Below are 3147 nucleotides of genomic sequence, written 5' to 3' on the forward strand. Positions count from 1 at the left end.
GCGTAGCCGTGCATGAGGGCTCGCAAACGCTCCATCCCGTTTCCGCCCTGGGCTTCCGCCGCCTCTGCGATGCACCTGATGCCTTCCAGCCCGAGGCGCACGCATTCGAACAGGATCTCGTCCTTGTTGGCGAAGTAGTAGTAGATCGTGGGCTTGGTCACGTTCAGCGATATCGCCACGTCGTCGAGCGACGTGGCGTGAAAACCACGMTCATTGAAGCACTGCACGGCTGCCTTCAGCACGGCCTCGCGCTTCTCACCGCGCTCCTTCTCACGATCAGCAGCTTTGGGCCACGGGGAGGGTCGTACGTTTGCGTTCATGTCCGGTCGCGATAGAGGGTGATTGATTTCTTCTCGTGAGTAGGTCATATACTGGCGAGTAAATTCCGGTCAATGAGTTTCTCGGTCTGGCCTTCGCCAGAGATGCAGGAGACTTCTCGCCAATGCCTCAAGCCACCGATCCGATCGTCATCGCAGCGGCTGCCAGAACGCCCTTGGGAAGTTTCCAGGGCGCTCTCAAGTCGGTGACCGCAACATCGCTCGGGTCGACCTCGCTGGGCGCCGCGCTTCAGAGAGCGGATCTCGATGCCGGGGATGTTGACGAGGTCATCATGGGCTGCGTCCTTCCGGCGGGGCTCGGTCAGGCGCCGGCACGGCAGGCTGCCATTGGGGCGGGTCTCCCTGACAGCGTGCCATGTTCCACCCTCAACAAGGTCTGCGGCTCGGGAATGAAGGCGGTCATGTTGGCTGCCGACCTCATTTCAGCCGGAAGTGCCGATATCGTGTTGGCTGGGGGAATGGAGAGCATGACCAATGCGCCATACCTCCTTGAAAAAGCGCGGGCCGGATACCGACTCGGTCACGGCCGGATCATGGATCACATGTTTCTCGATGGCCTCGAGGATGCCTATGACAAGGGGCGTTCGATGGGGACATTCGCGGAGGACACGGCCGCTCACTATCAATTTACGCGCCAGGCTCAGGATGCGTTCGCGCTGGCATCGCTGCAGCGTGCACTCGCGGCGATCGAAAGCGGACGCTTCGCTCCCGAGATCGTCGCCGTCGACGGCGTCTCCACCGACGAGCAACCTGGAAGGGCGAAGCCGGAGAAAATCCCTCTGCTCAAGCCAGCGTTCCGGGAGGGGGGTACTGTGACGGCCGCGCAGTCTTCGTCCATTTCGGACGGCGCGGCGGCCCTTGCCGTCATGCGCATGTCCGAAGCCGAGAAACGGGGAATCACGCCCCTGGCGGTGATCAAGGGACATGCCGGCCATGCGCATGCGCCGGCATGGTTCACCACCGCGCCCGTTTTCGCGATCCAGAAGCTGCTCGACAAAGTCGGGTGGCGGGCGACGGATGTCGATCTCTACGAGATCAACGAGGCGTTTGCCGTCGTCGTGATGGCCGCGATGCGCGATCTCAGCATTCCGCACGACGTGGTGAACGTCAACGGCGGAGCGTGCGCGCTTGGACATCCCATTGGCTGTTCCGGCGCGCGTATCCTCGTGACCCTTTTGGCGGCTCTGCGCGCGCAGGGCCTGACACGTGGTGTCGCCTCACTCTGCATCGGCGGAGGTGAAGCCACCGCCGTCGCCGTCGAACTGATTTGAAGCGCGCGAGGCTAGACGTTGATGCACTTGACGGAAGATCAACGTCTGGTTCGCGACACAGCGCAACGGTTCGCCCAGGAAAGGCTGAAGCCGCATTCCGCCGAATGGGAGCGCAACCGCACCTTTCCGCGTGAGATAATCCGCGAGATGGGGCGACTCGGGTTCATGGGCATGCTCGTCCCGGAGGAATTCGGGGGATCGAAGACGGATTTCGTCTCCTACGCTTTGGCGATCGAAGAGATCGCTGCAGGCGATGGTGCCCTGTCGACCGTGATGAGCGTTCACAATTCGGTCGGCTGCGGGCCGATCTGCGGCTATGGAACAGTCGCCCAGAAGGAACGATTTCTTCCGTCGATGGCGCAGGGCGGCTGGCTCGGCGCTTTTTGCCTCACGGAGCCTCACGCGGGTTCCGATGCCTCCGCTTTGAAGACCCGGGCGCGCAAGACCGACGTCGGTTACGTGATCAACGGCGTCAAGCAATTCGTCACATCAGGCAAGAACGCGGATGTCGCCATCGTTTTCGCGGTAACAGATTTCGATGCCGGCAAGCGCGGCATCAGCGCCTTCATCGTTCCGACCGACACGCCCGGATATCGCGTCGTGGGTGTGGAGCACAAGCTCGGACAGCACCTGTCCGACACCGCACAGATTGCCTTCGACGATCTCGAGCTCACCAGTGACTTGCTCCTTGGGGAAGAGGGGCAAGGCTATCGCATCGCGCTCTCCAATCTGGAAAGTGGGCGCATTGGGATCGCGGCGCAGGCTGTCGGGATGGCGCGTGCCGCGTTGGAGGCGGCAATTGCCTATGCGAGTGAACGACAAAGCTTCGGGATCAAAATTGCCGGCCATCAAGCCGTATCGTTCCGCCTCGCCGACATGGCCACCAAAGTGGAAGCCGCGCGGCAGCTCGTGCTGCATGCCGCGGCGCTGAAGGATGCAGGCCTGCCGGCCCTGAAGGAAGCGTCCATGGCCAAGCTCTTCGCCTCAGAAATGGCGGAGGGCGTTTGCTCCGACGCGATTCAGATACATGGCGGCTACGGATACATGGCCGATTTCCCAGTCGAGAAAATCTATCGCGACGTTCGCGTGTGCCAAATCTACGAAGGCACCAGCGACATTCAGCGGATGGTCATCGCGCGGGAGTTGAGCRCCAATGGATAGTTGCGGCGTAACCGAGACCGGAGGTTATGAGGTGAGCGGCAGAAGCTACAAGTTCATCGTCCTTACGAACGCGGTCGAAGGGCGCGATGAGGCATTCAACGCGTGGTACTCCGACCGTCACATTCCCGACGTGCTGGATATTCCGGGCATCGTGTCGGCGCAGCGTTACGAATTGGCGGACGTCCAACGCGTCAGCGCGCCACCGTACCGGTATCTCGCCATATACGATATCGAAACTGATGATCTCGCCGGCGTCGCAAACGAGATCGGCCGCCGTGCAGGTACGGACGCGATGGTCATTTCCGATGCGATGGCGTCGGAGAAGCTTCCACTGATCTTCAAGCCGCTGGACTAGGGCATGGCTGGGCGCGTTGGAG

Annotated in this window: 4 protein-coding genes; 3 read left to right on the top strand and 1 reads right to left on the bottom strand. The window is 61.6% G+C overall.

Translation table 11 applies throughout. From position 1 onward, the window contains the following. The coding region (locus tag AC1DT3_RS16245; RefSeq protein ID WP_477466281.1) for a TetR/AcrR family transcriptional regulator at positions 1–320 on the bottom strand (320 nt) is incomplete at its 3' end. Between the two features lie 122 nt (positions 321–442). Between AC1DT3_RS16245 and AC1DT3_RS16250 the strand changes: the two genes are divergently transcribed. Genes AC1DT3_RS16250 through AC1DT3_RS16260 form a run of 3 tightly spaced genes read left to right on the top strand, consistent with a single transcriptional unit; the run spans position 443 to position 3125 of the window. Beyond that, positions 443–1609 carry an acetyl-CoA C-acyltransferase gene (locus AC1DT3_RS16250; RefSeq protein WP_477466282.1) on the top strand — a complete coding sequence of 389 codons (1167 nt, stop codon included), beginning with the start codon at positions 443–445 and terminating at the stop codon, positions 1607–1609. A gap of 21 nt (positions 1610–1630) precedes the next feature. Continuing rightward, on the top strand, positions 1631–2770 hold the full coding sequence (locus AC1DT3_RS16255; protein WP_477466283.1) for an acyl-CoA dehydrogenase family protein: 1140 nt from the start codon (positions 1631–1633) through the stop codon (positions 2768–2770). Between the two features lie 31 nt (positions 2771–2801). Continuing rightward, the gene (locus AC1DT3_RS16260; RefSeq protein ID WP_477466284.1) at positions 2802–3125 is read left to right on the top strand and encodes an EthD domain-containing protein; all 324 of its coding nucleotides are present in this window, start codon (positions 2802–2804) and stop codon (positions 3123–3125) included. Positions 3126–3147: the final 22 nt, after the last annotated feature.

Source organism: Microvirga sp. P4_G7 (genome assembly GCF_056401005.1).